This is a genomic window from Microbacterium sp. M4A5_1d (assembly GCF_053345465.1).
Map to the genome: position 1 here is coordinate 1,476,721 of NZ_JBKFAD010000001.1, position 25,062 is coordinate 1,501,782.

The following is a 25,062-nucleotide window of genomic DNA, read 5'->3' on the forward strand; positions in this document are numbered from 1 at the left end:
CCCGATCTCGTGGCCTGATCTCAGGACGGGCCGAAGATCGGGTGAAAGGCTCCCACCGCAACCGACACGGCCACTGCCGTGACCGAGATCGCGAGCCCGCCCGCCATGACCGCGACATCGGATGCCGCGAGCCGCGACTCCCGCGCCCACGTGCGGCGCACCGGCGCACCGAAGGCCCGAGCCTCCATCGCGGTCGCGAGCGCCGAGCCCCGTCGAATGGCCAGCACGAGAAGCGCGAAGGCCATCCCCAGCGTGCGCCGCAGCCGGCCGGCGTCGGCCACGCCACGGGCCCGCCGCGCGAGGGCGAGCGCGCGCCAATCCTCCGCGAGCAGACCGAGCATCCGCATCCCGGCGAGTCCCCCGATGACGAAACGGGCCGGAAGGCGCAGGATCTGCGCCAGCCCGTCGGCGAGGTCGGTCGGGTCCACCGTGATGAACAGCACGACGGCCGGCAGCCCGATCGCGAGGACGCGGAGCGCAGCCGCCAGCCCCAGCGCGAGCGAACCCTCGCTGACGTGGACGAATGCCCAGGAGAAGACCTCGGCGCCGCTTCGCTCGCCGTAGAGCGAGATCGTCACCGCGGCCGCCGGCGCGGCGATCCACAGCGGCAGTGTCCGCATCCAGAACCGGCGCCACCCGACGCCCGACGCGAGCAGGAGCGGCAGCTCGAGGAGCAGGGCCACGCCGGCCGAGACCGGGTCGATCGTGATGACCAGCGGAAGTGCAATGAGGAGCGCCGCCAGCAGCTTCGCCACGGGGTTGAGCGTCGCGACGCCGCGCGGCGCAGCTTCGAGATGCACGGGAGCGCTCACGCCCGCACCCCCGCCGGCGCGAGCGCGAACCGGCGCGCCGCGAGCGCGTCGAGCACGGCATCGTCGTGGGTGATCGTGACGACGCCGAGCGGGCCGCGGTCGTCGACACCGTCGCGCAGGGAAGCGATGATCGCGACCAGCTCCGACCAGGTGCGCGCATCCTGGCCGAAAGTCGGCTCGTCGAGGACCACGACCCGGGGACGCGCCGCCAGCATCGCCGCGACAGTGAGGCGACGCTTCTCGCCGCCCGACAGTGTGTACGGGTTGGCCCCGGCGAGCGGGGCGAGCCGAAGCCGCTCGAGCAGTTCGTCGACGCGAGCAGTGATCTCCGTATCCTCGAGACCCAGAGCGCGGGGCCCGACCTCGAGCTCGTCGCGCACCGATGCGCGCAGGATCTGGTGCTCGGGCTCCTGCAGGACCGTCCCGATCCGCGTCAGCAACGCCGTCGACGTCCACGCCGCGGGGTCGGCGGGGGCCGCGGCGACACGTCGCCGCGGCCGGCGGACGAGCGCAGCCCCGGCAGCGAGTCCGTCCGCCGCGCGCACGGCGCCGCCCTGCGCCCGGAGCAGTCCCGCAAGAGTGAGCCCGAGAGTCGACTTGCCGACGCCGTTCGGCCCGACGACACCGAGCACCTCGCCCGCGCGCACGTCGAGGTCGAGTGGCCCGGCGGCCGTCGAGCCGGCGGCACGTCCGACGACGAGATCCGCGGCCGACAGCAGCACATCGCCGGGCGCAGTGGCGGGCCGCGGCGGGAAGGAGGGGCGGATGCCGGGCACCCACACGCCCGCCGCAGCGAGCTCCTCGCCCCGTTCGGTCAGCACCATTCGAGGATCGCCGTCAGCGATGACCTCGCCGCCGGGCGCCAGCACGATGACCCGATCGACGACGGGAAGCCACGCCTCGATCCGGTGCTCGATCACGACGAGCGTGGCCCCGGTCGCATCGAGCGCGCGGGCGACGGCATCCCGGACGTCGACGACGCCCGCAGGATCGAGGTTCGCGGTCGGCTCGTCGAGCAGCACCGCACCCGGCTGCATCGCGACGATGCCCGCGAGGGCGAGGCGCTGCTTCTGCCCGCCCGACAACGCCGCGGTCGAACGATCCAGCGGGACGTCGAGTCCGACCGCATCCAACGCAGCCCGTACCCGGCGCCAGATCTCGTCGCGGGGCACGCCCAGGTTCTCGCAGCCGAACGCGACGTCGTCGCCCACCCGCGCGAGGATCGTCTGGCTGTCGGGGTCTTGCAGAACGAGCCCTGCTCGGCCACGGGCCTCCGCGGCCGGCTGCCCGTCCACGAGCAGCGTCCCCTCCTGCTCGCCTTCGTCGGCTCCGCCGAGGACCCCTGCGAGGCCTTGCAGCAGCGTCGATTTGCCCGACCCCGAAGCGCCGAGCAGCAGCACGCGCTCGCCGGCATCGATGCGGAACGTCGTCTCTCGTGCAGCCCACGCGCGTCGCGTCGCGTAGCGCCACCCCCACCCGCGGGCCTCGAGGGTCGCGGGCCGCGGAGCCCCGGCGTCGCCCACCGTCAGACGCGGGCGGTGGCTTCGCGCCCGGCCGCGAACCGGCCGAGGGCTCCCGTCCGCGCCAGCGCGCGCGTGATGAGCCATCCGCCGAGACCGGCGATGACGGCGCCCGAGATCGTCGTCGAGGCGATGTAGACCGACGTGAAGAGAGTGTCGGCACCGGGGTACCAGAGGATGCGGTCGTTGATGCCGCCGGCGAGACCCGCCCCCGCACCCGCGAGGAGCGCGACCGGAAGACGCCACGACGCGTAGAGGAACACCAGGAAGATCAGTTCCGCGCCCAATCCCTGGACGAGACCGGAGACGATCGTGAGGGGGCCCCACTGGTTGCCGACCAGCGCCGAGATCACAGCCGCGAGCAGCTCGGTGTAGAGCGCGGCGCCCGGCTTGCGGATGATGAGGCCGCCGAGAACGCCGGCGATGAGCCAGGGCCCGGCGAGCAGGCCCTGCAGGCCAGGAAGCAACGGCGTGAGCGCGGCGGACGGGCCCTGATAGGCGACGTTCCACAGCAGGAACACCGCGGCGCAGGCGACGCCGATGACGCTGGCGATGACGATGTCGACGACGCGCCAGCGGAAACGGCCGGGCGTGCGGCCAGTACGACGATCGGACTCGGTGGTGGACGCAGCAGCGTGCATTCTCTCTCCTCCCTGCGCCGGCATGATCCGGATCAGGTTCGACGGTCGAAGCGTGGATCGCTTCCTCTCAGCCCGGCTCACCGGACTCCCGTGGTTGTCGCTGAAGTATAACGTCGCGCGGGCGATGTACGTTGGGCGGGTGAGTTCTCCCGACGCGCGCGTCGCCCTCGCGTGGGTCGACGAGGACGCCGTCGCGCGCGGCGGCAGGCGAAACGAAGCGGCTGCCTCAGCAGGCCCGTACACGGTCGCGCACGCCGACCTGCTCACCGAGCCGCCGCGACGCTCGGCGGCGCCGGCTGCCCTGTCGACGCTGGGAATCGCCGCCCTCACCGTGGGCGGCTACGCGGCGGCGACGCTTCTCTGGCCGCTCGACGCCGTCGCGCCCGACATCCTCCCCGCCGCCGTAACCGCCCCCGCCGCAGCCGTCGCACAGCCCGCGTGGCCCCTCGAAGGCGCCGGCGCGACCGGCGTCGAGGGCTTCGCGAACGTCTCGACCTCGTCGAGCGAGCCCGAGTCCATCGCGAGCATCACCAAGCTCGTCACGGCCCTCGTCGTCCTCGACCGGATGCCGCTCGCCGACGGCGAGCAGGGTCCGGAGTTCGCTTTCACCTCCGCCGACCGCCGGGAGTACCGCGCCTACCTCGCCGACGACCAGTCGGCTCTCGACGTCCCCGTCGACGGCGTACTGACGCAGTATCAGCTGCTGCAGGGCGTGCTGATCGGATCGGCGAACAACTACGCCGACCGTCTCGTGTTCGACCTCTGGCCCGATGAAGACGCCTACGTCGAGGCGGCGGACGCCTGGCTGCAGGCCCATGATCTCGGCGGCGTCACCGTCGTCGATTCGAGCGGGATCGATCCGGAGAACACGGCGGCACCGGCATCCGTCATCGCCCTCGCCGAGACCGCGATGTCGAACCCGGTCATCGCCGGTATCGTGGCGCAGCGCTCCGTCGAGCTGCCGGGCGCCGGTTTCGTCGAGAACACCAATGCTCTGCTGGCCGACCCCGCGGTCGTCGGCGTCAAGACGGGCAGCCTGTTCGGGTCGTACAACCTCGTCGCCGCGAAAGACACCGCCATCGACGGGGTGAACGTCCGCGTTTATGCGACCGCTCTCGATCAGCCCGACGACGAGACCCGCCACTCGGCGACGGCCGAGCTGCTCGATCGCACGATCACCGAGATCGGCGCCTCACCGGCCCTGCCCGCGGGAACCGTCGCGGGCACCGCGACCACGGCGTGGGGCGCGACAGCCGAGATCGTCACCGTCGCCGACGTCCGGGTCGCGCTCTGGAACACGCAGCCGTCTCAGGCTGCGGCGAACGTCGAGCTCGGCGATTCCCGCGACGCCGGTGACGAGGCGGGCGAGCTGACGCTCACAGGCCCGCTGGGCTCGGCGACCACGACCCTGCGCCTGACCGCCGACATCCCCGACCCGGACATCTGGTGGCGCCTCAGCCATCCGCTGCAGCTGTGGGGCCTGACGGGCTGACCTCGCGTCGCGCGAGCACGAACCCCTGCGCATGGCGCTCCCCGTCTCGCGCGGGACGCTCGCACTGCTCGAGCACCTCGAATCCGAGAGCCGCGAAGGTCGCCGCGACATCGCGAGGTTCGTGCAGGACGGCGTCCAGGGCGACATCGTGACCGTAGGCACGCTCGATCCGGCGGGTTCCGCTCCCGCTCTGGAACCCGAGGAGGACGACGCCGCCCGGCATCGAGACGCGGGCGAACTCGGCGGCGATCACCGCGAGCTCGTCCGGCATCGCGTGGATCACGGAGTACCAGGCGAGCAGGCCGGCCGCGGACCGCTCAGGCAGCGGCAGCTCGGCGAGGTCACCTACGGCGAGGTCGGCGAACGGACAGCCCGCGCGCGCCTGTTCGATCATCCGCGGCGAGAGGTCGATGCCGACCGTGCGCAGATCCGGGCGGCGGTCGTGCATGAGACGCAGCATCCGACCGGCGCCGCACCCGGCGTCGACCACCCGGGCGCCGCTCGGGAGCAGGTCGAGGAACCGGTCGATCAGGGCGACATCGTCCGGGGCCTCGAACGACGCATCGGGCAGGAGGGCCGCGTAGTCGGCCGCGACGGTGTCGTACGCCGCGCGCATCGCACCTCGCGACGTCATACGAAGCGGACGGTCTGCTGCAGGCGGGTGCGGACGTCGAAGAGCTCGTTCCCGCCGATCTCACGCGCACCGGCGACCCCGCGACGGAGCACCGTGGCCAGCGCCGAACGTCCCACCACCGCGACCGCGAGACCGCGCACACGGCCGAGTTCCTCGATGGCCTGCACCACATCGTCGTCGGGGAGCACCACGATCGCGCCGCTGAACTTCACCCGCGCGGCGCGGCTGAGTGCTCGCGCTCGATGCACGAGCGTCGCGATCGGCGAGTCGACGCCCTCGCCGATCAGCTCGCCGCGCCGAGTGCGCACCGGAGCGCCGAAGTCCTCCGACAGCACGGCGTAGAGCCCGGAGGGCCCGAGCACCACGTGGTCGAGCTTCACGTCGGGATCGCGGGGGTCGGCGGCCACGTCATGCCAGACGGTGTACCCCATTCCGAGGTCCGCGACCACGCGAGCCGTCGCCTCCTCAGCGAGGGCGTCGGCCAGCAGCCGCCGGATCTCGTGGGGCGCGGTCCGGACGAGCGCGGGGTCGTACGGGTCGTCGACCGCTGCGCCGCGTCCGACCCACTCCCGGATGAGGGTCAGGTAGCGCTCACGGCGCCAGCCGCCGGGCTGCCCGAACGACCGCGCCCGCGGGCGGGTGTCGGTCGGGCGCTGCGGCGGCCGCCACGTCGGGGCGTCGGGAGAGAAGGTCGGGGCGTCCGCGAAACCGTGTCCGCGGTCGTAGGCGGCGCGGGCGGCGGACGTGCCGACCAGGTCCCAGGCACGCTGCACCTGCACGAACTTCACGGCGTCGCCCCCGGTGTCGGGATGCGTCTGCCGCAACCGGAGTCGGTAGGCGCGGCGAAGCTCCTCGTCGTCGACGTCGGGCGCGACCCCGAGCACGTCGTACGCCGAGACGGACAGCGGACTGTCGAACACGAACCCTCCCTCGCGCGGCGCAGCCCCGGGACGGCGCGGACGCACAGCATCCCGAGACTATTACCTCGCGACCGGGCGGAGCCCGGACGTCCGACGGAACTCAGTCAGTCCATAGGGCCGGGACGGGCTCGAACCCGAACGCCCGCGCGACGACATCGGGAGCGAGGTCGTCACGAGACGCGGGCGACCACGACGGCGCCCCGTCCTTGTCGACGAGGCGGGCTCGGATGCCCTCGACGAGGTCGGGCTGCGTCGTGGCGAACCACAGCACCAGGCCGTACTCCTGCGCCAGGACCGTTCGCAGCTCGTCCTGCTCGCGCGCGGCGCGGACGGCCGCGAGGGTGACGGCAAGAGCGGTCGGCGGAAGCGTCTCGAGCAGCTCAGCGGTGTCGTGGGCCTCCGGCTCGGCGCGCTTCCGCAACCGGCCGATGATCTCGCCGACGGAGTCGGCGGCGAAGGCGTCGTCGATCCAGGGCCGGGCGGCCTCGAGGCGGGCAGGAGCGGCCGTCTCGTCGAACAGGAGGACGAGCTCGGTCGCGGTCTGGGGGTCGGCGCGGCTGACGAGGGCGTCGCGCAGATCATCGAGCCGCTCGGAGGGAACGAGGTGGTCGGCGAACCCGGCGTAGATCGCGTCAGCGGCATCCATCGACTCACCGGTCAACGCGAGGTACTCCCCCACGCGCCCCGGCGCCCGGGCCAGCAGCAGGCTGCCGCCGACGTCGGGAGTGAAGCCGATCCGCACCTCGGGCATCGCCAGGCGCGACCGTTCGGTGACCACCCGCACCGCCGCGTGACCGGCGAGCCCGATCCCGCCGCCCATCGTCACACCGTCGGCGAACACGACCACGGGCTTGGGGTACGCGGCGATCCGTGCGTTGAGGGCGTACTCGGCCCGGAAGAAGTGCGCCGTCTCGGCGACATCGCCCGCGACGATCTGGTCGTACAGCCCGCGGACGTCGCCCCCCGCGCACAGCCCGCGGTCGCCCGCGCCATCGAGGAGGACGGCGTCCACACCCGGGTCGTCCTCCCACGCGTCGAGCGCTGCGGCGAGGCGCTGGATCATGCCGAGGTCGAGGGCGTTGATGGCGCGCGGCCGGTCGAGAGTGAGATGTCCGAGTGCACGATCGACACGGACTCGGACACGCGGATCGGATGCAGCGGCGTCGGTCACCCTCGCCACGCTACCGCTCGGAGTTCGCGGTGAACGCGGCGTGTCGGGCAGGATGGGAGCGGAACCACCCGGCGAGAGGGGGCGCGATGGCGGACGGACAGGTGCTGGAGTTCACCGACGTGGCCAAACGTTTCGGCACCGTCGCGGCGGTCGACGGCCTGACGGCGCGGGTCGAACCGGGCGCGGTCACCGGCTTCCTCGGACCGAACGGTGCGGGCAAGACCACGACGCTGCGCATGCTCCTCGGGCTCATCTCCCCCACGTCGGGCTCCGCCACGATCGGTGGCCGCCGCTACCGCGACCTGAAGCACCCGCTGCAGACCGTCGGCGCCGTCCTCGAGTCGTCCAGCTTCCACCCGGGCCGATCGGCCGCCGCACATCTCCGGGTCTACGCCCATGCGGCGGGGATCCCGACGTCGCGCGTCGACGACGCCCTGGGCATCGTCGGTATCGGCGATGTCGCCGGCCGCAAGGTGGGCGGGTTCTCACTCGGGATGCGGCAGCGCCTCGGTCTCGCCTACGCCCTGCTGGGCGACCCCGGCGTCCTGGTCCTCGACGAGCCGACGAACGGGCTCGACCCCGAAGGCATCCGCTGGATCCGCCGCTTCCTCCGCGACCTCGCCGCGGAAGGACGCACCGTCCTGGTCTCGTCGCACCTGCTGGCAGAGGTGCAGCAGTCCGTTGATTCGCTCATGATCATCACGCGCGGGCGCCTCGTGTACCAGGGCGGCATCGAGCATGTCGTGCCGCAGGACGAGATCGCGACCGTCGTCGACGCCGAAGATCGCGACGCGCTCCGCCGCGCCCTCTCGGCCGCCGGCTTCGAGAGCGACGAACGCCGCACGGGCCTTGCCGTACGCGGTGCCGACGCCCCGACGGTCGGACGCATCGCCGCCGACGCCGGCATCGCCCTGACCGCGTTGCAGCGGAAGGGTCCGGCTTTCGAGGAGGTCTTCCTGGAGCTCGTCAGCGGCACCCGCGTGCACCCGTCGGCCGTGACCGGGGAGGAGACGCGATGAACCTCGTGAACGCGACCCGATCGGAACTGACGAAGCAGTTCTCCACCTCGGTCTGGTGGATCCTCCTGATCGTCCTCGTCCTGTACATCGGCGGAACGGCCGGCGGCATGGCCGCCGTCTTCGCGGCGGGCGAGAACGGCTCGCTCCCGGGCACCACGTCGCTGCCGACGGGGCTCGGCGATCGGCTGCCGAGCCTCATCTACGGGCTCGCCACGGCGATGGGATACGTGTTCCCGCTCGTCGTGGGTTCACTGCTCGTGACCGGCGAGTACCGCCACAAGACCCTGACGCCGACCTTCCTGGCCACCCCTCGACGTGGCGTCGCGTTGTCGGCGAAGATGCTCGCGGGCGTCGTCATGGGTCTCGTCTTCGGCGTCGCCGCCGTCGGCTCGACGGTCGCCGCAGGCGGTGGGATGCTGGCGCTGTTCGGCGTCGACCCGCAGCTCGGACGCCCCGAGACCTGGGCGTTCCTCGGACGGATGCTGCTCGCCCTCGTGCTCTGGGTGCTCGTGGGCATCGCGCTCGGCACCCTCATCCGCAACCAGATCGCCGCCGTCGTCGGCATCCTCGCTTTCACCCAGTTCGTCGAGCCGATCGCCCGCGTGGGCGCGAGCATGGTCGACGGGCTCGCCGACGTGGTGCGCTTCCTCCCGGGTGCGGCCTCGGATGCGCTCGCGGGCGACAGCATCTACGCCGCCATGGGCGGGAGCGCCGGCCAGCCCCTGGAGTGGTGGGCGGGCGGGCTCGTGCTCGTCGGCTACGCCGTCGTGTTCGCCGTGATCGGCTACGCGGTGTCGTGGCGGCGCGACGTCGCCTGATCGACCAGATCCGCCACGTCAGCCGGCTCGTCCTCGACGTCGAGGCGCAGGGCGCGCACGAGCGCCACCCCGTGCCGCGTCGTGAGGATCAGACGCTGGAACTCGTCGTCGCCCTCGAGGTCGACGACGACCGACGGGCGGCGACGCCGGACCAGGACGAAATCGGTGCCTCCCGCTGACTCGAAGGAACCGGCCGCGATGACCGCAGGAACCAGCAGTCCGGGGCGCGGCACGCCGCGGAGCCACGACCACGCGTCATCCGTCAGCTGCACCCGCGCGATGTGCTCGCGAGACACCAGGACATTCCGCTGACGGAATGCTGCGGCGCGCTCGGTCGCCGAGAGCACGACTTCGAGCTGCGCGGAGTCGAGCAGAAGCGTCACCATGCGTCTCAGTCTGCCAGTCGGACACTCACGAAATGCTCACAGACCGGCAACGATCACCGCCGCGATCGCGTCAGGACGCCGATGCTCCCGATGCCGGGGCAGGCTGGCGGGCGATCGCATCGAGGAGGGATGAGATCGTGGTCTCGGCGGCCACCACATCGACGGTGAGACCGAGCTTGCGCGCGTCGCGGGCCGTCCGCGGGCCGATCGCCGCGATCAGGGTCGACGCCGGCAGATCGGGGAACTGCTCGCTGACCTGCTCGGCGACCGAGCCGCTGGTCACGAGCACCGCATTGATGCGCCCGCTGGCCACGTCGGCTGCAATGCGTTCGGTCACCGGGACGCCGACGGTGCGGTACGCCACGACGCTGCGGACGTCGTGACCGGCCTCGACGAGCATCCTGGTGAGGACGGGCTTGGCGACCTCGCTGCGCAGCGCCAGGACGCGTGTCGGCTCGGGCTCGATGGCGAGGATCTGCTCGGCGAGCCCGGCCGCCGAATCGTCCTCGTCGGGAACCAGGTCGACGCGGTACCCGACCGCGGTCAGCGCCGCAGCCGTCGTCTCACCGACCGCGGCGACGCGCGTGCGCGCGGGGATCTCCGCGCGATAGGCGTACAGGACGTCGACGGTCGTGGCACTCGTCAACGTGATCCAGTCGAAGGCTCCGGCCGCGAGCTCGGCGAGCGCGCCTTCGAGATCGGCGACATCCGTCGTGGGCGCGAAGTTCACCAGCGGCGCGATGACGGGCGTGGCACCGTGCGATCGCAGCAGTGCCGCGACCTGGTCGCCCCAGGGGCCGCCGCGCGGCACGAGCACGCGCCACCCCCGGAGGGGCTTCTGCGGCTCTGGGTGGCCGGGCTCGACATGCATATGGTGGCTCTCATGAGGCGCGGCCGCCCCCGGAAGAGCGGCCGACGCACGTTCCTTCTCCGGGCGGTGCAGACCCGGATGCGCAACATCGGCAGCATCCGCTCCATCGCCGCTGCCTCGTTTCCGAGCATACTCCGATGCGGGCGCGAGGCGGCGGCGGGAGGTATCGATCCGGACTCGGTTGGCCGAGAACGGACGGGTCAGCGGGCGATCAGCCGGGCGATGCCCCAGACCACGGCGCCCACGGCGACCGCGACGCCGACCGCTGCCGCAGCGGCTCCCGCCGGGTTGCGCTGCGCGTAGGCGCGCGCCTCGCGGCTGGCGCGGTCGGTTGCGATGACCGCCCGCTTGGGGAGGTTCGCCTTGTGCTCGATGGCGGCGAGCGCGGCCTTCAGCTCGGCACGCGCCTTCTCGACCGGGTCGGAGATGCCCAGCGGCACCGCGGTGTCAGGGAGCTCAGAACTCATCGGCCACTTCCTTCACGATCTTGGCGTCGGTGGAGATCGCCTGGGCGGGGTTCTGCCGTGAGCTCAGACGCTTGAAGCGGAGGAGCCCCAGCACCGCGAACACGGCGGCGATCACCAGGAGGATTCCGATCACGATCAGCGACGCGGCCCACGCGGGCAGCCACGACGACAGCCCGATGATCGCGAAAGCGCCGATGGCCGGGATCGTCCAGAACAGGAAGAACAGCGCGACGATGAACCAGACACCGCCGAGGCCGGCATCCTTTCCCGTCTTCTTGGCCCAGGCCTTCGCCGAATCGATCTCGGCGACGACGAGGTTGCGGACCAGCTCGGGGATCTCGCCGATCAGAGTGAACAGGCTGTCGTCGGCGCGATCGCGGAATCCGCGGGGCGTGCTCATCTCAGCTGTCCGCCACGGCGCTCGCGTCGGCGACCTTGCGCGCGTCACGCTCGGCGGCCTTGCGCACGTCGCCGGCAGCCTTCTCGCCCTCGGCCACGGCCGCGTCGAGCTTCTCGCCGGGGGTGCCGCTCTTGCTGGCGGCCTTGACGACCTTCTTCGCGCTGTCCCAGACGACGCTGGGGACGGCGAGGGCGGCGGACTTGCCGAGCTCGGTCACCTTGCCGACCTGCTTCTGCACGGGGTCGAGCTCCCAGACCTGCTGGGCCTTCTCTTTGATCTGCTCGTAGCGCTGACGCCCGGCGCGTGCCCCGAGCACGTAGCCCGCGGCGAGTCCGACGGCGATGCCAATCTTGCCCCTCATGGGGTCTCCTCACGTTCGACGTTGCTGCGTGGTCCCAGGCTATCGCCGTATGCCGCCTCAGGTATCCACTCCCGAAACCCGGCGGAGCCGACTATCATGCCGGATCGACTCCTCGCCAGAGCACCGCGCGGCGTGCGGCGTCGGCCTCGGCGATCGCGTCGGCGGCGACCCGATCGAGGCTGTTGCCCGACAGCCACCCGCCCACCAGCGCCAGGGCGGGCATCTCACGCGCCCGCGCCCGGACAGCCTGGGCCGCCTCGTCATGACCCAGCAGTGACGCCGGGGCCGCGCGGGAGTAGCTGATGCGGGCCGACGCGCGTACGGCGCCTGCCGGGATCGCCACGCCGCACAGATCGGATGCCGCCGCGCGCGCGGCCCCGACGACCTCCGCGTCCGACCCGGCGGTGTGCGGCAGGGTCACCCGGATGATGTGCTCGCCCTCGGCAAGCGCCTCGCCGATCCACGGCCAGGTCCGCGAGATCGGACGCACGGTGGCCGGCTCGGACCCGGGCCCGATCACGAGCGACCCCCGCTCGGGCAGGTCGACCCCCTCGATGCGGAGCAGCACCACGTCGAGCGGCGCTGGCCGGGGCTCGGCGCTCGCGGGAAGCTCCACGTGCGGGGACAGCAATCGGCGCGCGGCGTCTTCGTCCGCGGCGACGATCAGCAGATCGGCAGGTACCGGCTCTTCGACGCTGTCGGCACGCACGAGCCACGTGTCGCGCTCGCGACGGATCTCCGTCACGGCCGCGCCGGTGCGGATGTCGACGTCGAAGTCCCGCAGGCGCGCTTCGAGCGCATCGATCAGGCGGAACAGCCCGCCGCGCGGCGCGCGGCGCTGCGCGGAACCGGGGCGCACGGTCTGCGCGACCGCGCCGCTGAGCGAGCCGGTCCGCGTGAGCGCGGGGTTGAGCGACGGCGCCGCGGCGTCGACGTCGATGAACTCGGGAGCGACGCCGTGGACGGCGAGCACATACGGGGCTACGAGCCGGTCGCGCACCCGCTCGCCCATGCGCGACGAGACCAGCTCGCCGAGACTGCGGTGACGCCCGACCGTCAGCGGCGGGCGCACGCGGTCGAGATAGGCACGCCAGGCGCCACGCCCCTCGATGTGTCGTCGCACATCCTCGGCCCAGGGGTTGGCGGGGATGCCCAGCACCGTCCCCGCGGGCGCGGGAGCAGGTCCGGCCGGACCGGCGCCGAGCCACAGCTCGTCGTCGCGGGCGGTCTCGAGTTCATCGCTCAGCCCGACCTCGTCGATGAGCTTCGCGAGCGTCTTCGCGGACGCCGGGATGCCGTCGGCCGCGGCATCCACCGTCAGGTCGCCCAGCGTCGCCCGGTCGAGGGAGCCGCCGAGCTGCGGCCCGGCCTCGATCAGGGTGACCTGCAGTCCGAGGCGCGCACATTCGAGCGCCGCGACGATGCCCGCCATACCGCCGCCGACGACGACGCCCCGGGTGTCGTGGGCATGCGTCACGAGATCCGTCATGCCCCCATCCTGCCGTCTCGCCGATGAGAACATGGAGAGCATGAGCCTGCACATCACCGACGACTCCGCCGCCGACCAGCTGCTGACCGAGAATCCGCTCGCGCTGCTGATCGGGATGCTGCTCGACCAGCAGATCGCCATGGAGACGGCGTTCACCGGGCCGCTGAAGATCCGCGAGCGCGCGGGGTCGGTCGACGCGGCGACGATCGCGGGCTACGACCCCGACGAGTTCGTCGAGGTCTTCCGCCAGACGCCGGCCGTGCACCGCTTTCCCGGGTCGATGGCGGGCCGGGTGCAGACGCTCTGCCAGACGATCGTGGACGACTGGGACGGCGACGCGTCGGCGATCTGGACCGCCGGCGACCCGGACGGCCTCACCGTCTTGAAGCGGCTCAAGGCGCTGCCGGGGTTCGGTGAGCAGAAGGCGAAGATCTTCCTCGCGCTTCTGGGCAAGCAGTACGGCTTCACCGGCGACGGTTGGCGGGAGGCCGCTGGCTCGTACGGCGACGAGGGCTCGTTCCGCTCGGTGGCCGACATCGTCTCACCCGAGTCGCTGACGAAGGTCCGCGAATACAAGCGCGCGGCGAAGGCGGCAGCGAAGGACGCCTCTGCCTCCTGAGTCGCGGTTTTCGAAAAGACTGGCGGACGACACCGAATATGTTTGAGTAGTCGACATTCCGTACCCCCGGTCTGCGCAAAGGAGCGCTCGAACCATGCGAATTCGTCGACCCCGTTTACTGGCAGCCGCGGCGACCGCGGCGCTCGCCGCACCGTTACTCGTCGCGACGGGAGCCACCGCGGCCCCCGGGGCGACTACCCCCGTCGTCGCCAACGACTTCTCGAGCCCGACGCTCGGTGACGCGCTGACGCAGAGCGGAGGCGACGGCTCCACGCTCGACTACGTCGACGGCGCTCTCGTCGTGCGGGACCGCGACGCCGACTACGTCGGCATCCAGACGGCGCTGGGCATCCTCGAGCCCGAGACCGAGTACACCGTCAGCGCCCGCGTCCGGCTGGCCGCGGGCACGCCCGACACGCAGGCGCGCTGGGTCGGCGTCCCGGGATACACCTGGATCGGGAACACGACCATCACGGCCGGCGACTGGACGACGGTCACCGGCACCTGGACGTCGCCGCAGACCACCGAGGACGTCCGGCTCTACCTCGGCACCGGCGACATCGCCGGCACGGCCGCGTACACCTACCTCGTCGACGACGTCACCGTCACGGCGACGGACGGCGATCCGGGCACGAATCCGGGTACCGGCCCCGACGCCCCGGGCACCGTCCTGATCGAGAGCACGTTCGACGACGGCGCCCTCGGCGCCTGGCAGCCGCGGGCCGGGTCGAGCGGTGCCGGCCCGACCGTGGAGGTCGTGCCCGGCGGAGCCGTCGAGTCGTCGCACGCGGCTCTCGTCACCGATCGGACGCACGAAGGCGACGGCATCCTCCTCGATGTCACCGACACCCTTCTCGCGGGACAGACCTACGCCTTCTCCGCGGCGCTGCGCTTCGCGCCCGGCGCGGATCCCGGCCAGGGCCTCACCGTCTCGATGCGCACCGACGACGGCGGCACGGTCACCTATACCAACCTCCTGCAGGCCGAGAGCGTCTCGGCGACCGGATGGACGACCGTCGCCGGCGACATCACCATCCCCGGGTACGACGCCGCGGCCGAGCTCTACATCGAGGCGCGGTACAGCTCCGGCAACACCTCGCCGTTCCTCGTCGACCAGGTGCGGGTCGCGGTGCCCGAAGCCGGCCAAGGCGACCTCGATCTCACTCCGCTGAAGGACACGACCGACTTCCCCGTCGGCGTCGCGATCGATCAGCGCGAGACCAGCGGCGCGGCATCCGATCTGCTCCGGCACCACTTCGACCAGATCACACCCGAGAACCACATGAAGGTCGAGGCCTGGTACGACGACCAGCAGCGGTTCCAGCGCCACCCGCAGGCCACCGCGCTGCTCGACTACGCGGCCGCGAACGGCCTGCGGCTCTACGGGCACGTGCTGCTGTGGCACGCCCAGACCCCCGACTGGTTCTTCCAGGATGCTTCCGGGCGAGAGCTCACCGACTCGGAGGCCGACAAGCAACTGCTGCGCGACCGGCTCGCGACGCACATCGACGACGTCGCCCGGTCGATCGCCGACGACTACGGCCTGTTCGGGTCCGAGACCAATCCCCTCGTCGCGTGGGACGTCGTCAACGAGGTCATCTCCGACCAGGCGACGCCCGACGGCCTGCGGACCAGCCGGTGGCACGACGTCCTCGGCGAGGAGTTCATCCACCTCGCCTTCCGGCTCGCCGACCAGGCGTTCAACCGCGACTACGCCGCCCCGGGCTCGGACCGCCCCGTGAAGCTGTTCATCAACGACTACAACACCGAGCAGGACGCCAAGGGAACGCAGTACGAGGCCCTCGTCGGCCGGATGGTCGCCGCCGGAACGCCCCTCGACGGCGTCGGCCACCAGTTCCACGTCTCGATCAACACCCCTGTCAGCGCTCTCGCGAGCACGCTCGACCGGTTCGCCGGACTCGGCCTCATGCAGGCGGTCACCGAGCTCGACGTCACCGTCAACCCCGCCACCGCGGCGAACCTCGCGCGCCAGGGGTACTACTACCGCGACGCGTTCGAGGTGTTCCGCGGCTACCACGCCGGGGCGCCGGCATCCGAGGTCCTCTACTCGGTCACCGTGTGGGGTCTCACCGACGCCCGCTCGTGGCGCTCGGAGCAGGCGCCGCTGCTGTTCGCGGGCGACCTGAGCGCGAAGTCGGCGTTCTTCGGTGCGATCGGGCAGGACGACGGTCTGCCGCCGCTGGTGACGACCGCCGATGTGTTCCGCGGCGACGTGGGGCTCGACGGCGCGATCGCCGATGCCGCCGAATGGCGCAACCTGCCCGAGCACCCGCTCACCGGCGACGCGGGCGGTTTCCAGACGCGCTGGAGCGACGATCACCTCACGGTGCTCGTTCGCTCGAACGTGCGGCCCGAGCGGATCGAGTTCACCTACCGTGACGAGCAGGCCGCTTTCGGCACCGGCGGCGACCTCGCCGGCCGGACCGTCGAGGCCGACGGCGCGTTCTACTCCGTCGTTCAGCTGCCGCACCAAGCCCCGGCCGTAGGCGCGACCGCCGCATTCGACGTCCGCGTCTTCGGCGCCGACGGGCTCGCGGGATCGTGGAACTCGGCGGGTGCCATGGGTCAGCTGACCTTCTACGAGGAGCTGTCGTACCTCGAGATCCCTCGCGCTGACACGATCACGGTCGACGCGGTCGTGGATGACGCGTGGGCCGACGCTCCGCGGATCGAGACGGCCAAGCGCGTCGAGGGCGACGCGACCGGCGCCACGGCGACGGTCCGGACGCTCTGGCGCGACAACGTGCTCTACACCCTGTTCGAGGTCGTCGATCCCGAGATCGACACGTCGAACAGCGATCCCTGGAACCGCGACGGCGTCGAGATCTTCCTCGATCTCGGCAACACCAAGAGCGGGGCGTACGGTCCCAACGACACGCAGATCCGCATCACGGTCGACGGCGACGTCACCTTCGGCACCGGCAACGAGGCGCTCCAGCGGTCACGACTGCTCGAGAGCGCGACCGCGCGCACCGCGAACGGGTACATCGTCGAGGCGGCCATCGACCTCGTCGGTCAGTCCGGCGGGCAGAGCGACGTTCCGCTCGGTGGCGCCGGCACCTTCCAAGGCTTCGACGCGCAGGTCAACGACGCTCGCGGCGGCTCGCGCTTCGCCGTGCACACGTGGGCCGAGCCGACCGGCACCGGCTACCAGACCACCTCGCGGTGGGGCGTCGTGCACCTCGTCGAGTCGCTGACCACGCCGGGCGGTCCGGGTGAGCCCGGCGAGCCCGACGCATGGGCGACCGTCGACATCGGCGACGGCCGCGTGGCCCAGGGCGGATCGCTGCCCGTACGGGTCTCGGGCCTCGAGCCGCAGCAGCAGATCGGCGCCACGCTCTACAGCGATCCGATCGTCGTCAGCGGCATCCCCGCGGCCGATGCGTCAGGCGAGGTGCGCTTCGCCGTCGCCGTCCCCCGTGACCTCCCGACCGGAGAGCACACGCTCGTCATCACGTCGCCCGGGTTCGACGACATCCGCGTGGCCGTGACGGTCGTGAGCGGCGCCTCGAGCGGCAGCGGCGCCGCGGGCGGCACGGCCAGCGGGAGCGGCAGCCTCAGCGCGACCGGGGGCGAACTGCCGTGGGGCGCGGCACTCGCGGCGGCGGCGCTGCTCACCGCGGGCGGACTGTTCCTGGCGCTGCGGCGACGCCGCACCCCCTGACCCGCGGGTCTGCTCTCGGGCGCGAACGTCGGAGAAAAGCGCGAACCTCGGAGTCCATCGCAGGATGGCTCCGAGGTTCGCGTCGTTCTCCGCCCGAAGGTGCGTCAGGCGCCGCGCAGGCGCTCGGCGAGATAGCCCTCGAGCGCGTCGAGCGCGATGCGCTCCTGCGCCATCGTGTCGCGGTCGCGCACGGTGACGGCCCGGTCGTCGAGCGAGTCGAAGTCGACGGTGACGCAGAACGGCGTGCCGACCTCGTCCTGACGGCGGTAGCGGCGCCCGATCGCACCGGCGTCATCGAAGTCGATGTTCCAGCCGCGGCCGCGCAGCGTGTCGGCGACCTCGCGCGCCAGCGGCGAGAGACGCTCGTTGCGGCTGAGGGGCAGCACGGCCACCTTGACGGGCGCCAGGCGCGGGTCGAGGCGCAGCACGGTGCGGGTGTCGACGCCGCCCTTCGCGTTGGGCACCTCTTCTTCGTCGTACGCGTCGACGAGGAAGGCCATCATGGCCCGCGTCAGGCCGAACGAGGGCTCGATCACGTACGGCGTGTACTTCTCGCCGGATGCCTGGTCGAAGTAGGTCAGTGACTGGCCGGATGCCTCGGAGTGGCTGCCCAGGTCGTAGTCGGTGCGGTTCGCGACGCCCATGAGCTCGCCCCACTCCTTGCCCGGGAACCCGAAGCGGTACTCGACGTCGATCGTGCCGGCGGAGTAGTGGGCGCGGTCGTCCTCGGGGACGTCGAAGCGCCGCATGTTGTCGGCGTCGATGCCCAGCTCGATGAACCAGTTCCAGCACGCCTCGACCCAGTGCTCGAACCACTGCTGCGCCTCGGCGGGCGGCGTGAAGAACTCGATCTCCATCTGCTCGAACTCGCGCGTGCGGAAGATGAAGTTACCCGGCGTGATCTCGTTGCGGAACGCCTTGCCGACCTGGCCGATACCGAACGGCGGCTTCTTGCGGCTCGCGGTGAGCACGTTCGAGAAGTTCACGAAGATGCCCTGCGCGGTCTCGGGGCGCAGGAAGTACAGGCCGGTCTCGTCGTCGACGACGCCGAGGTAGGTCTTCACGAGGCCCGAGAACGACTTGGGCTCGGTGTACTGGCCCTTGGTGCCGCAGTTCGGGCACGGGACGTCGGCGAGGCCGTTCTCGGCCTTGCGGCCCTTGCGCGCCTCGAAGTCCTCGATGAGGGTGTCCTCGCGGAAGCGCTTGTGGCACTGCAGGCACTCGACCAGGGGGTCGGTGAAGGTCGCGACGTGGCCGGAGGCCTCCCAGACGCGCTTGGGCAGGATGATCGACGAGTCGAGGCCGACCATGTCGCCGCGACCGCGCACGAAGGTCTGCCACCACTGGCGGCGGATGTTCTCCTTGAGCTCCGTGCCGAGGGGGCCGTAGTCCCACGCGGAGCGCGAACCGCCGTAGATCTCCCCCGCCTGGAAGACGAACCCGCGGTGACGGGCGAGGGCGATGACTTTGTCGAGGCGGGACTGCTCGGCCACAGGTGGCTCCTCATGGTCGTTTTCGGGATGCGCCGACGGCGCGGATGCCGCAGACAACGGCATCCTCGATTCTAGTCGCGCCGCGCAGGTCGACCCCGATACGGTCGAAGGACACATCGTTACGCACGGGAAAGGTCAGCATGGAAGCTCTATTCGCCGGAGGCGCGCTCGTAATCGGCGGCATCGCCGTGATCGCCGTCATCATCCTTCTGATCTTCCTGCTGATCATGGTGCGGGCCTGGTACAAGGTCGCCAAGGCCGACCAGGCGCTCGTCGTCGTCGGTCGCAGCCAGAAGAACGCGGCGGGAGACTCCTCGCGCATCTCGGTGATCACCGGCGGCGGCGCCCTCGTCAACCCGCTGACCCAGCGCGCCGAGATGATCTCGCTGCGCGCACGTCAGATCAAGATGGAGCCCACGGCTCAGGCATCCAACGGCGTCACCGTGTCGGTGGCAGGCGTGGCCCTCGTGAAGATCGGCTCGGACCCCGAGTTCGTGCGTCGTGCCGCCGAGCGCTTCCTGTCGCAGGACGGCGCGATCGAGCAGTTCACGACCGAACAGCTCGAGGGCGCGCTCCGCGGCGTCGTCGCAACGCTGACCGTCGAGCAGCTCATGAAGGACCGCCAGAAACTGTCGGACCAGATCGCCGAGGGCATCAAGAGCGACCTGCTGGCCCAGGGCCTCATCCTCGACTCGTTCCAGATCCAGGGCATCACCGACAAGAACGGCTACATCGACGCCCTCGGCGCGACCGAGGTCGAGCGCGTTCGCCGCGAGGCCGAGGTCGCCCGCATCAACGCCGCCCGCGAGGTCAAGGCGCGTCAGCTCGCGACCGACGAGGCGAACCTCATCGAGCAGACCGCGTACGACAAGAACTCCGCCGCCGCCTCCGCCGAGGTCGGCCGCGCCCGCGCCGAGGCAGAGCAGGCCGAGGCTCTCGCCCGCGCGCAGCGCGAGCAGGACGTGCTGCTGCAGGCCGCCGAGAACCGGCAGGCCCAGCTCGACGCCGACATCAAGAAGGTCGCCGACGCCTCGCTCTACGAGCGCCAGCGCAAGGCCGACGCCGATGCGTACGCCGAGGTCAAGGCCGCCGAGGCCCGCGCACAGATCGCTGCCCAGGAGGCCGAGGCCACGCGCCTGCGCGCCCAGGCCGAGGCCGACGCCGTGCGCCTGGCCGGTGAGGCCCGCGCCGAGGCGATCGAGGCCGAGGCCGCCGCCATCGCCCAGAACCAGGAGGCCCTGCTCGCCCAGCGTGCGATCGAGGCCCTCGTGCCGCTGATGACCGAGTTCGCCCGCGGCTTCGACAAGGTCGGCTCCATCACGGTGCTCGGCGGCGACGGCGCATCGAGCCACATCGCCTCCGAGAGCGCGTCGAGCATGCGCGCCACCTTCGACGCCGTGCAGGCCACGACCGGCATCGACCTGCGCCAGATCATCCAGGGCCAGGCCACCGGCCGCGGTGTCGCCCAGGGCCTGCGCGAGGACGACGCCGCCGCGGCTTCGGCGCCGGCTCCGGCTCCGGCTCCGGCTCCGGCTCCGGAGGAGACCTCGGCGGAGTGACCCCGCGCTGACTCCTCAGATCCGACGACGCCCCGTCTCACCTCTCGCGTGATGACGGGGCTTCGTCGTTTCCGGGCGCCGGGATCTGAGGAGTTCCCGCGCGGGATTGTCAACCGGGTGCGACACCGCGCCGGGGGTTCGTAGCGTCGGGGCATGACGTTCACTCCTCGCCGTGCCATCGTGACCGCTTCCGACTCGGGGATCGGCCGTGCGACCGCCCTCGCCCTCGCCGACGTGGGGATGGACGTCGGGGTCACCTGGCACTCCGACGAGGAGGGCGCGAACGAGACCGCAGCGGGCGTTCGGGCCCGGGGCCGCAAGGCCGTCGTCGCCCAGTTCGACGCGACCGAGTTCGAGAAGGTCCCCGGTGTCATCGAGCACCTCGCCGAGGAGCTCGGCGGCCTCGACGTCTTCGTCAACAACGCCGGCGGCGGCACCGGCGGGCCCGTGCTCGACCTCGACCTCGACGGGTGGCGGACGGTCGTCGCGCTCAACCTCGACGGCGCCTTCCTCGGAATGCAGACCGCCGCGAAGCTCATGGCGGATGCCGGTGACGGCGGGCGCATCATCGCGGTGACGAGCGTCCACGGCTCGCAGCCGCGCGTCGGCTCGGCCGCCTACGTCGCCTCGAAGCACGGCCTCGAAGGCCTCGTGAAGACGATGGCGCAGGAGCTCGGCCCCCGAGACATCACCGTCAACTCCGTCGCGCCCGGCGAGATCGCGACCCCCATCAACGACATGGAGGGCGACGAGGCCGACAAGACCCACCGCCCCGGCATCCCGATCCCGCGTCCGGGCAAGCCCGAGGAGATCGCCGCGGTCGTCGCGTTCCTGGCGTCGCCGGCGTCGTCGTATGTCACCGGTGCGACGTGGGTCGTCGACGGAGGGATGCTGCAGATGGGCCCGCAGGCCGGCTCGCACCTCGAGTCCGACGACTGGCGCGACGCCGGCGCGAAGTAACCGCGCCGCGCCGCGCGGGTCAGGGCCGGACGAGAAGGTAGCCGCGCTCGTCGTCGAAGCCGCCGACGGTGAGCCCGGCCGCGAAGTGCTCGAGGAACTGCGCGCGCACGCGGTCGCGCCAGGCGTCGGAGTCCGCGGGAGAGGCGGCGCGGATGGCGTGGATGTCGGCGGGCACCTCGATCGTCGCGACGATCCGGTCGTCGGACGGACGCTCCTGCGGCGGCGCCGCGAGCGGCCACGTCACCATGAGCCGGTCGGTGACCTCGCCGCGATTGATGCCGTCGTCCATGAGCCCGTACTGGTCGACGAGGTAGTCGCTGATGCGGGCTCCGAGTACCTGCAGGTTGAAGTGCGCGTTGCGGGCGAAGAGCGGGTCGAACGTCCAGGTGATGGTGCCGACCTCACGGGCGAAGGCCCATGCGCGCTGATGCTGCTTGAGCACGCGCCCGAGTCCCTGCTGCTGGTACTCCGGCAGCACACCGGTCACGTGCGAGTGCATCGACCGCGCACCCGGCTCGGCGAAGAACGCCACCGACGCGCCGACGACCCGGTCGCCGTCGAAGAGTCCGACCACGTAGTTGCCGGAGTAGGCGAGGGCGCGCATGAGGTTCGTGGGCACCGAATCGCGGTCGCCGCCCCACACCTCGCGCAGCACCGCGGCGCCGGCGAAGATGTCGGCGACGGTCTCGAGGGGGCGGATGTCGATCCCCGCGGGCACGTCGGCTGGGGTCGGGGGAACGCTCTCGCTCATGAGCCCACCCTACGCCGCCGCGGATAGCCTGAAGGGATGGCATCGGGTGAGAGCGGACGACGACGACTCACCCGGATGCCGCGACAGGGCGCGATCGTCACGGTGCTGGCGATCGCGGGACTGGCCTCGTCCTTCATGTTCACCCTCGTCGTCCCCATTCAGTCGAAACTGCCCGAGCTGCTCGACGCGAGCCGCGAAGACACGGCGTGGGTCGTCACCGCCACCCTCCTCGCCGCCGCGGTGTTCACCCCCATCGCGGGGCGCCTCGGCGACATGTACGGCAAGCGCCGCATCGTGCTCGTACTGCTCGGCCTGCTCATCGCCGGGTCGGTCGTCGCGGCGCTGTCCACGGACATCGTCGGGGTGATCGTGGGGCGCGCGCTGCAGGGTGCGGTGACCGGCGTCGTGCCGCTCGGGATCTCGATCATGCGCGACGTGCTGCACGAGAACCGCGTCGAGGCGGCGATCGCACTGATGTCGGCGACCCTCGGCGTCGGGGGCGCCGTCGGCATGCCCGTGAGCGCGCTCATCACCGAGACGAGCGACTGGCACGTGCTGTTCTGGATGTCGGCGGGCCTGGGCGCGATCGTGCTCGTGCTGGTCGTGCTCGTCGTTCCCCCGAGCGTGCTGCGGACGCCGGGGCGCTTCGACCTCATCGGGGCGATCGGCCTCGCGGTCGGTCTGACCGGAGTGCTCCTCGCGGTCTCGCGCGGGAACACTTGGGGCTGGACCTCGGCGGCGACCCTCGCGTGCGGCCTCGGCGGCATCCTCGTCCTGCTGGTGTGGGGCCGGTTCGAGCTACGCATCGCCGACCCGTTGCTCGACCTGCGCGTCGCCGCCCGCCCGGCAGTGCTGCTGACGAACCTCGCGTCGGTCGCGATCGGCTTCTCGCTCTTCGCCTCGAACGTGTCGTACCCGCAGATGCTCGAGCTTCCCGAGACGGTCGGCGGCTTCGGGCTGACGCTGCTGCAGGCGAGCCTCATCGTCATGCCGGCGGGTCTGGTGATGATGGTCCTCTCGCCGTTCTCGGGGCGACTGGCCCGAACGGTGGGGCCGCGCCTGCTGCTCGTCCTCGGCTCGATCGCCCTGATCCTCGCCTACGGCTTCTCGCTGCTGTGGGCCTCCGAGGTCTGGCACCTGCTCGTGGCGAACCTCCTCATCGGCGTGGGCATCGGATTCGGCTACGCCGGCATGCCGATGCTCATCATGCGCTCGGTCCCGCCGACCGAGACCGGCGCGTCGAACGGCCTGAACGCCCTCTTCCGCTCCCTCGGGACGAGCACCGCGGCCGCTCTCGTCGGCGCCGTGCTGGCCGCCCTGTCGATCGAGCGCGACGGCGTCGCCGTGCCGACACCGGCCGCGTTCCAGGTCTCGTTCGCCCTCGGCCTGGGCGCCGCCGTGATCGCCCTGGCCGTGGCGCTGTGCATACCGCAGCGCCGCGATCCGCACGAGTCGCGCCCGTCGCTGCCCTGAGCGGCGTATCGTCGGCATCCATGAGCCACGAGGACGCAGACACCACCGCATCCCGCCCCCACTCCCCCGACGACAGCCGGAACGACCGCCGCTTCTTCGGGCAGCCGTGGGCGCTCACACACATCTTCGGTGTCGAGCTGTGGGAGCGGTTCAGCTTCTACGGCATGCAGATCGTCCTGGTCTACTACCTCTACTTCTCGGTCTCGGAGGGCGGGGCGGGCCTGCCCGAGGCCACAGCCGTCGGCATCGTCGGCGCCTACGGCGGAGCGGTCTACCTCTCCACGATCCTCGGAGCCTGGATCGCCGATCGCCTGCTCGGCTCCGAGCGCGTGCTCTTCTTCAGCGCGATCATCATCGTCGCGGGCCACGTCGCGCTCGCCGTGCTCCCGGGGCTGCTGTCTGTCGCGGTCGGACTCGTGCTGGTCGCGCTCGGCTCGGGCGGGCTGAAGGCGAACGCCACGGCGGTCGTCGGATCCCTCTACTCGGAGCACGACCCCCGCCGCGACGCCGGATTCTCGCTGTTCTACCTCGGCATCAACCTCGGCGCCTTCGCGGGGCCGCTGCTCACCGGCTTCCTGCGCACGAGCCTCGGTTTCCACTGGGCGTTCGGAGCCGCGGCGGTCGGCATGACCATCGGCCTGATCCAGTACGCGATCGGACGCCGGTCGCTGCCCGAGGCCGCACGTCGCGTTCCCAACCCGCTGCCCCGGTCGCGCTACCCGCTGGTCATCGGCATCGCGGTCGCAGCCGTCGCGGCTATCGCGCTCCTGATCACCCTCGGCGTCATCCGGGCCGACAACCTGTCGCTCGTCGTCGTCATCGTCGTCATCGCCGCGACCCTCGCGTACTTCACCGTGATCATCTCGAGCTCTCGGATCACCTCGACCGAGCGGTCGCGCGTGTACGGCTTCATCCCGCTCTTCATCGTCAGCGTCGCCTTCTGGTCGCTGTATCAGCAGCAGTTCACCGTCATCCCGATCTACGCCGAGAAGCGGCTGGACCGGAACGTCCTCGGGTGGGAGATGCCGCCGGACTGGGTCAATTCCATCAACCCCGTGTTCATCATCATCCTCTCGGGGGTCTTCGCGGCCCTGTGGACGAAGCTCGGAACTCGTCAGCCCTCGACGCCGATCAAATTCGCCGCGGGCGTCATCGTCATGGGGCTGGCGTTCCTGCTCTTCCTGCCATTCGCCGGCGGCGGCCCGGCCGCGACCCCGCTGCTCGGCATCGTCGGCATCCTGTTCGTCTTCACCGTCGCCGAGCTGCTGATCTCGCCCGTCGGGCTGTCGGCCGCGACGAAGCTCGCGCCGGCGAGGTTCCAGACGCAGATGGTCGCGCTGTTCTTCCTCTCGGTCTCGCTGGGAACGGCGATCTCGGGACTGCTCGCGCCGCTCTACAATCCCGAGAACGAGGTGCCCTACTTCTCGATCCTCGCCGCCATCGCGATCGTCCTCGGCCTCGCGCTCGCAGCGGCCCGCAAGCCCGTGCTCGCTCTCATGCGCGACGTCCGCTGACACACGC

The 25,062-nt window shown here is 71.5% G+C and carries 23 protein-coding genes and 1 riboswitch; of the genes, 9 read left to right on the plus strand and 14 right to left on the minus strand.

Translation table 11 applies throughout. From position 1 onward, the window contains the following. Positions 1–20 precede the first annotated feature (20 nt). The 3 genes from ACLBWJ_RS07080 to ACLBWJ_RS07090 all read right to left on the minus strand — a co-directional run bounded on the left by ACLBWJ_RS07080 (position 21) and on the right by ACLBWJ_RS07090 (position 2,973). Positions 21–812 carry an energy-coupling factor transporter transmembrane component T family protein gene (locus ACLBWJ_RS07080; protein ID WP_114589073.1) on the minus strand — a complete coding sequence of 264 codons (792 nt, stop codon included), beginning with the start codon at positions 810–812 and terminating at the stop codon, positions 21–23. Beyond that, the gene (locus tag ACLBWJ_RS07085) at positions 809–2,419 is read right to left on the minus strand and encodes an ABC transporter ATP-binding protein (RefSeq protein WP_447659975.1); all 1,611 of its coding nucleotides are present in this window, start codon (positions 2,417–2,419) and stop codon (positions 809–811) included. The genes ACLBWJ_RS07080 and ACLBWJ_RS07085 overlap by 4 nt, the downstream gene beginning before the upstream one ends. Then, positions 2,338–2,973: an ECF transporter S component gene (locus ACLBWJ_RS07090; protein ID WP_112616187.1), complete on the minus strand. Its 636-nt coding sequence runs from the start codon at positions 2,971–2,973 to the stop codon at positions 2,338–2,340. Before ACLBWJ_RS07090 ends, ACLBWJ_RS07085 begins: the two co-directional genes overlap by 82 nt. Further along, a riboswitch (TPP riboswitch) is annotated at positions 2,966–3,075 on the minus strand. It overlaps the preceding gene by 8 nt. 37 nt (positions 3,076–3,112) lie before the next feature. Here ACLBWJ_RS07090 and ACLBWJ_RS07095 point away from each other — a divergent pair. After that, complete coding sequence (locus tag ACLBWJ_RS07095; protein WP_447659977.1) at positions 3,113–4,465, plus strand: D-alanyl-D-alanine carboxypeptidase; 1,353 nt, start codon at positions 3,113–3,115, stop codon at positions 4,463–4,465. Here ACLBWJ_RS07095 and ACLBWJ_RS07100 read toward each other — a convergent pair. From ACLBWJ_RS07100 to ACLBWJ_RS07110, 3 genes are all read right to left on the minus strand, one after another. Then, positions 4,428–5,099, minus strand: a complete 672-nt coding sequence (locus ACLBWJ_RS07100) for a class I SAM-dependent DNA methyltransferase (RefSeq protein ID WP_447659978.1) — start codon at positions 5,097–5,099, stop codon at positions 4,428–4,430. The two genes, ACLBWJ_RS07095 and ACLBWJ_RS07100, sit on opposite strands and share 38 nt — an antisense overlap. Further along, on the minus strand, positions 5,096–6,019 hold the full coding sequence (locus ACLBWJ_RS07105) for a DnaJ domain-containing protein (protein WP_269267077.1): 924 nt from the start codon (positions 6,017–6,019) through the stop codon (positions 5,096–5,098). Before ACLBWJ_RS07105 ends, ACLBWJ_RS07100 begins: the two co-directional genes overlap by 4 nt. Positions 6,020–6,119: 100 nt before the next feature. Next, a complete protein-coding gene (locus ACLBWJ_RS07110; RefSeq protein ID WP_447659979.1) occupies positions 6,120–7,190 on the minus strand; it encodes an enoyl-CoA hydratase/isomerase family protein in 1,071 nt (356 codons plus the stop codon). Positions 7,191–7,276: 86 nt separating this feature from the next. Between ACLBWJ_RS07110 and ACLBWJ_RS07115 the strand changes: the two genes are divergently transcribed. Together ACLBWJ_RS07115 and ACLBWJ_RS07120 are read left to right on the plus strand one after the other, a co-directional pair. Further along, on the plus strand, positions 7,277–8,209 hold the full coding sequence (locus ACLBWJ_RS07115; protein ID WP_447659980.1) for an ATP-binding cassette domain-containing protein: 933 nt from the start codon (positions 7,277–7,279) through the stop codon (positions 8,207–8,209). Further along, positions 8,206–9,027 carry an ABC transporter permease subunit gene (locus ACLBWJ_RS07120; RefSeq protein ID WP_282501977.1) on the plus strand — a complete coding sequence of 274 codons (822 nt, stop codon included), beginning with the start codon at positions 8,206–8,208 and terminating at the stop codon, positions 9,025–9,027. The genes ACLBWJ_RS07115 and ACLBWJ_RS07120 overlap by 4 nt, the downstream gene beginning before the upstream one ends. Here ACLBWJ_RS07120 and ACLBWJ_RS07125 read toward each other — a convergent pair. From ACLBWJ_RS07125 to ACLBWJ_RS07150, 6 genes are all read right to left on the minus strand, one after another. Further along, positions 8,994–9,413, minus strand: coding sequence for a hypothetical protein (locus ACLBWJ_RS07125; RefSeq protein WP_114589068.1), 420 nt, complete (start codon positions 9,411–9,413; stop codon positions 8,994–8,996). The two genes, ACLBWJ_RS07120 and ACLBWJ_RS07125, sit on opposite strands and share 34 nt — an antisense overlap. Positions 9,414–9,483: 70 nt before the next feature. Further along, complete coding sequence (locus tag ACLBWJ_RS07130) at positions 9,484–10,284, minus strand: uroporphyrinogen-III synthase (RefSeq protein WP_112616173.1); 801 nt, start codon at positions 10,282–10,284, stop codon at positions 9,484–9,486. A 200-nt stretch (positions 10,285–10,484) separates the two neighbouring features. After that, positions 10,485–10,751: a hypothetical protein gene (locus ACLBWJ_RS07135; protein ID WP_114589066.1), complete on the minus strand. Its 267-nt coding sequence runs from the start codon at positions 10,749–10,751 to the stop codon at positions 10,485–10,487. Further along, positions 10,741–11,151: a phage holin family protein gene (locus ACLBWJ_RS07140; protein WP_023952744.1), complete on the minus strand. Its 411-nt coding sequence runs from the start codon at positions 11,149–11,151 to the stop codon at positions 10,741–10,743. Before ACLBWJ_RS07140 ends, ACLBWJ_RS07135 begins: the two co-directional genes overlap by 11 nt. Position 11,152: 1 nt before the next feature. Continuing rightward, positions 11,153–11,512 carry a hypothetical protein gene (locus ACLBWJ_RS07145; protein WP_112616169.1) on the minus strand — a complete coding sequence of 120 codons (360 nt, stop codon included), beginning with the start codon at positions 11,510–11,512 and terminating at the stop codon, positions 11,153–11,155. Between the two features lie 94 nt (positions 11,513–11,606). Next, positions 11,607–13,001, minus strand: a complete 1,395-nt coding sequence (locus tag ACLBWJ_RS07150) for a protoporphyrinogen/coproporphyrinogen oxidase (RefSeq protein WP_447659981.1) — start codon at positions 12,999–13,001, stop codon at positions 11,607–11,609. 40 nt (positions 13,002–13,041) lie between these two features. Between ACLBWJ_RS07150 and ACLBWJ_RS07155 the strand changes: the two genes are divergently transcribed. Both ACLBWJ_RS07155 and ACLBWJ_RS07160 read left to right on the plus strand, forming a co-directional pair. Next, positions 13,042–13,620 (plus strand): HhH-GPD-type base excision DNA repair protein, encoded by a 579-nt coding sequence (locus ACLBWJ_RS07155; RefSeq protein ID WP_274178253.1) that lies wholly within the window; start codon positions 13,042–13,044, stop codon positions 13,618–13,620. A gap of 94 nt (positions 13,621–13,714) precedes the next feature. Then, on the plus strand, positions 13,715–17,305 hold the full coding sequence (locus ACLBWJ_RS07160; protein ID WP_447659983.1) for an endo-1,4-beta-xylanase: 3,591 nt from the start codon (positions 13,715–13,717) through the stop codon (positions 17,303–17,305). 104 nt (positions 17,306–17,409) lie between these two features. Here the strand turns inward: ACLBWJ_RS07160 and ACLBWJ_RS07165 are convergent, their stop codons facing one another. Then, on the minus strand, positions 17,410–18,798 hold the full coding sequence (locus tag ACLBWJ_RS07165; RefSeq protein ID WP_112616161.1) for a glycine--tRNA ligase: 1,389 nt from the start codon (positions 18,796–18,798) through the stop codon (positions 17,410–17,412). 140 nt (positions 18,799–18,938) lie between these two features. On the opposite strand from ACLBWJ_RS07165, the gene ACLBWJ_RS07170 reads away from it, so the two are divergent. Together ACLBWJ_RS07170 and ACLBWJ_RS07175 are read left to right on the plus strand one after the other, a co-directional pair. Continuing rightward, the gene (locus ACLBWJ_RS07170) at positions 18,939–20,357 is read left to right on the plus strand and encodes an SPFH domain-containing protein (protein ID WP_323987160.1); all 1,419 of its coding nucleotides are present in this window, start codon (positions 18,939–18,941) and stop codon (positions 20,355–20,357) included. A 153-nt stretch (positions 20,358–20,510) separates the two neighbouring features. Continuing rightward, on the plus strand, positions 20,511–21,317 hold the full coding sequence (locus ACLBWJ_RS07175) for an SDR family oxidoreductase (protein WP_447659984.1): 807 nt from the start codon (positions 20,511–20,513) through the stop codon (positions 21,315–21,317). A 19-nt stretch (positions 21,318–21,336) separates the two neighbouring features. Here the strand turns inward: ACLBWJ_RS07175 and ACLBWJ_RS07180 are convergent, their stop codons facing one another. Then, complete coding sequence (locus tag ACLBWJ_RS07180; protein WP_282501972.1) at positions 21,337–22,068, minus strand: GNAT family N-acetyltransferase; 732 nt, start codon at positions 22,066–22,068, stop codon at positions 21,337–21,339. 75 nt (positions 22,069–22,143) lie between these two features. Here ACLBWJ_RS07180 and ACLBWJ_RS07185 point away from each other — a divergent pair, with 75 nt between their 5' ends. Together ACLBWJ_RS07185 and ACLBWJ_RS07190 are read left to right on the plus strand one after the other, a co-directional pair. Continuing rightward, positions 22,144–23,541, plus strand: coding sequence for an MFS transporter (locus ACLBWJ_RS07185; protein ID WP_447660088.1), 1,398 nt, complete (start codon positions 22,144–22,146; stop codon positions 23,539–23,541). Between the two features lie 20 nt (positions 23,542–23,561). Then, positions 23,562–25,055: a peptide MFS transporter gene (locus ACLBWJ_RS07190; protein ID WP_354451436.1), complete on the plus strand. Its 1,494-nt coding sequence runs from the start codon at positions 23,562–23,564 to the stop codon at positions 25,053–25,055. Positions 25,056–25,062: the final 7 nt, after the last annotated feature.

What these genes read in the sequence shown, in the direction of transcription:
- ACLBWJ_RS07155 (WP_274178253.1), top strand. Translation starts at nt 13,042, where the DNA reads ATGAGCCTGCACATCACCGACGACTCCGCCGCCGACCAGCTGCTGACC.
- ACLBWJ_RS07150 (WP_447659981.1), bottom strand. Translation starts at nt 13,001, where the DNA reads ATGACGGATCTCGTGACGCATGCCCACGACACCCGGGGCGTCGTCGTC.
- ACLBWJ_RS07190 (WP_354451436.1), top strand. Translation starts at nt 23,562, where the DNA reads ATGAGCCACGAGGACGCAGACACCACCGCATCCCGCCCCCACTCCCCC.
- ACLBWJ_RS07135 (WP_114589066.1), bottom strand. Translation starts at nt 10,751, where the DNA reads ATGAGTTCTGAGCTCCCTGACACCGCGGTGCCGCTGGGCATCTCCGAC.
- ACLBWJ_RS07100 (WP_447659978.1), bottom strand. Translation starts at nt 5,099, where the DNA reads ATGACGTCGCGAGGTGCGATGCGCGCGGCGTACGACACCGTCGCGGCC.
- ACLBWJ_RS07145 (WP_112616169.1), bottom strand. Translation starts at nt 11,512, where the DNA reads ATGAGGGGCAAGATTGGCATCGCCGTCGGACTCGCCGCGGGCTACGTG.
- ACLBWJ_RS07140 (WP_023952744.1), bottom strand. Translation starts at nt 11,151, where the DNA reads ATGAGCACGCCCCGCGGATTCCGCGATCGCGCCGACGACAGCCTGTTC.
- ACLBWJ_RS07180 (WP_282501972.1), bottom strand. Translation starts at nt 22,068, where the DNA reads ATGAGCGAGAGCGTTCCCCCGACCCCAGCCGACGTGCCCGCGGGGATC.
- ACLBWJ_RS07185 (WP_447660088.1), top strand. Translation starts at nt 22,144, where the DNA reads ATGCCGCGACAGGGCGCGATCGTCACGGTGCTGGCGATCGCGGGACTG.
- ACLBWJ_RS07160 (WP_447659983.1), top strand. Translation starts at nt 13,715, where the DNA reads ATGCGAATTCGTCGACCCCGTTTACTGGCAGCCGCGGCGACCGCGGCG.
- ACLBWJ_RS07175 (WP_447659984.1), top strand. Translation starts at nt 20,511, where the DNA reads ATGACGTTCACTCCTCGCCGTGCCATCGTGACCGCTTCCGACTCGGGG.
- ACLBWJ_RS07090 (WP_112616187.1), bottom strand. Translation starts at nt 2,973, where the DNA reads ATGCACGCTGCTGCGTCCACCACCGAGTCCGATCGTCGTACTGGCCGC.
- ACLBWJ_RS07085 (WP_447659975.1), bottom strand. Translation starts at nt 2,419, where the DNA reads ATGGCTCATCACGCGCGCGCTGGCGCGGACGGGAGCCCTCGGCCGGTT.
- ACLBWJ_RS07170 (WP_323987160.1), top strand. Translation starts at nt 18,939, where the DNA reads ATGGAAGCTCTATTCGCCGGAGGCGCGCTCGTAATCGGCGGCATCGCC.
- ACLBWJ_RS07115 (WP_447659980.1), top strand. Translation starts at nt 7,277, where the DNA reads ATGGCGGACGGACAGGTGCTGGAGTTCACCGACGTGGCCAAACGTTTC.
- ACLBWJ_RS07125 (WP_114589068.1), bottom strand. Translation starts at nt 9,413, where the DNA reads ATGGTGACGCTTCTGCTCGACTCCGCGCAGCTCGAAGTCGTGCTCTCG.
- ACLBWJ_RS07120 (WP_282501977.1), top strand. Translation starts at nt 8,206, where the DNA reads ATGAACCTCGTGAACGCGACCCGATCGGAACTGACGAAGCAGTTCTCC.
- ACLBWJ_RS07130 (WP_112616173.1), bottom strand. Translation starts at nt 10,284, where the DNA reads ATGCATGTCGAGCCCGGCCACCCAGAGCCGCAGAAGCCCCTCCGGGGG.